This is a genomic window from Armatimonas sp. (assembly GCF_031410135.1).
Classification (GTDB): Bacteria; Armatimonadota; Armatimonadia; order Armatimonadales; family Armatimonadaceae; genus Armatimonas.
This window is the reverse complement of record NZ_JANNYP010000476.1, coordinates 1-2431: the sequence shown is the minus strand read 5'-3', so window position 1 is coordinate 2431 and position 2431 is coordinate 1. Positions and strand designations below refer to the sequence as shown.

3 protein-coding genes are annotated in these 2431 nt (G+C 51.3%); all 3 read right to left on the bottom strand.

Features of this window, described 5'->3' with window-relative positions; all coding sequences use genetic code 11:
- On the bottom strand, positions 1–420 hold a 420-nt coding region (locus tag RMO15_RS17650), incomplete at its 3' end, for a BLUF domain-containing protein (RefSeq protein WP_309714821.1).
- 347 nt (positions 421–767) lie between these two features.
- The gene (locus RMO15_RS17645) at positions 768–1769 is read right to left on the bottom strand and encodes a virulence RhuM family protein (RefSeq protein WP_309714819.1); all 1002 of its coding nucleotides are present in this window, start codon (positions 1767–1769) and stop codon (positions 768–770) included.
- A 270-nt stretch (positions 1770–2039) separates the two neighbouring features.
- Positions 2040–2279 (bottom strand): preprotein translocase subunit SecG, encoded by a 240-nt coding sequence (locus RMO15_RS17640; protein ID WP_309714817.1) that lies wholly within the window; start codon positions 2277–2279, stop codon positions 2040–2042.
- Positions 2280–2431: the final 152 nt, after the last annotated feature.

Below are 2431 nucleotides of genomic sequence, written 5' to 3'. Positions count from 1 at the left end.
TGGGATGACCGCTTTGAGCAAGTCTAGACAAAGCTGGGGCTCCGCAGCAAACCTTGGGTCGGTAAGTTCAAGCTCCAGGTAGGGCGCATAAGATTCAATCGCCTTGGAGTGTGAGGTGTTCAAATTCTTGAACCCTAGAGTCCACCCCGGATATTGCCTTGTCTCTTGCTGCCCGGTCAAAAGGGTGATGAGTTCGCCGTGGCGCTTGTCCCGGCCGATTTTTTCCATCAGCAGAGTGACGGTCTCTTCCTCACCCTCGATAAGGTGCATAAACTGACCGTTCTTGTGCACGAGCATGCCTGTGATGCCCATTCTGGCGTTTCGTTGCCGGGAGGCGGCGACCAATTTCAGCAGATCTTTCTTGGAAAAGATTCGAGTGGAGGTGCTTACGTAGACCAGAAAAAACAGAGGGGAATCCATGCAGAGTTACATAGTTGCATGGATTCCCTGTGCTGCGCGAGAGTTTTAGGCCCCGAGTTCTAGGAACTCCGAGTCGAAATTGAGGAGTCAAACGATCACATGGATGGGATGCTAAGCGTTCAGCCGATTGAGTAATGCCTAATGCCTGTCGACGGCACGCCCGACAGCTAGAGTTTCGTTCGCCGGGAACTTTAGCAAATCGACTTCTTGCAACCTAGTCCGCTCGGAACCACTCGGCATATATGCTGTAGTAGTGAACACCAAAATGGGGACTTGTTCCGCCCTCCGCAGGCTAAGCAGGTGTTGATCTGGCACCTTGCTCTCAGGTTCATTATCCGTTTCGAGGCTCACCCACTCAGCTCGCTTTCGATCCGCTTCGATTCACGTTCAAAATCACTCTCGAAAGTTTGATCCTGATTGACCCTGAACTTCTCGTACTGCTCCTCCGCTAGCTTCCTGGCGACTTCAGCGGACACTCTGCCGGGATAGGTTAGTACATCGCGCTCGTTAAACTTGAGAAAGGCATCAAGTCGATCTACCCACTCTGCCATCTTCATTGGAACACGGCGTTCAGCCAGACCCTCAGCATAGAGCAGGTACTGCTCCACGATGCGGTTCAGGTCCCTGATCTCGGTTTCGATCATATAATTCTTGGCGGTCGAAATATCACCCTTGAGAACCTTGCCGTGGGGAGCATTCTTCCAGGTAGTGAGGCCCATGGTCGGTTTGTTGGCATCAGCTCGTTCGGCGATGATCTCGGCGGCGGTCTTTCCGCTTACAGCCCAGTGGAGCTTATTCTGCACAGTCGCAAAGAATGTCTTGGTGATCTCTGCCTTGGCGTCATAGTCGATGCTTGCTTGCTCATAGAGGTCCGTGATCTTGAGATAAAAGCGGCGTTCACTAGCGCGAATCTCGCGGATCCGCTCAAGAAGCTCTTCGAAGTAGTCTTTACCGAAACGCGTGTTGAGTTTGAGTCGCTCATCATCAAGGATGAAGCCTTTCGCAATGAATTCCTTGAGGGTGTTTGTCGCCCATATTCGGAACCGGGTGGCTTGGCGGGAATTCACCCTGTAACCAACGGCAATGATTGCATCAAGCGAGTAGTGATCGAGTTCTCGTTGGACTTCTCGACCACCTTCGATTTGAACTATCCGGAATTTCCGGATAGTTGCCTCTCGGTCGAGTTCGTCCGTCTCGAAAATGTTGCCGATATGCTCGTTGATGGTGCGCACATCTACGCCGAACAACTCGGCCATCCGCCTCTGGGTCAGCCAGAAACTCTCATCCTCAAAGAAAACTTCGACCTTTGCGACCCCGTCTGGCGAGGTGTAAAGAATGATCTCACTCATATTGCTTCTTCGTTGAAAACCCTTCTTACAAGCATGCGGGCAATTTTGAGAGTATCAGAACGTAAATCTGGAATGACGTCATTTTGTCATTTCATTGTCAGATTGAATTTCAGTTGAGCAAGAACGTCTGGCTTTGCCTGAATCGAGAAGGCAAGGAATCGCGCAAGAAGTTCACTGGTTAACGAGGCGTTTCGATTCAATTCTGACTCATTCAACCACGGAAACAGCGACCTTGACAAAAGGCCACCTAACCTGAAAGCGGCCTCGGGCTTACTTGCCGAGACGGTTGCTAATTGCGTCGATGAGAACCATGATCAACATGAAGGCTCCACCAAGATAGAGGGTGGTTTTCGACATGATATCGTCAAAAGTGGCCTTGCCTTTGAACGACGTTCGAACGCTGCCACCACCCGACATCGCATCACCTTTACCGGTGAGGAAGACGAGTGCGGAGAACACGATCGCAGTCAGCACGCCGATTCCCATGAGCAGGTTGTATGCCGTTTGCATTAGGGAAGGAGTTTACCCTAATCGATCCCGAGGTTCACTTTGAACACGACTTGGATGAGTTTCGCAAAGCCATAGCAAAGGGCCCCACCCGCCATCACGTGCATCATCCCGCTATGCCAAATGCGCATAAAGAAGTTCGGTTGAGTCGCCTG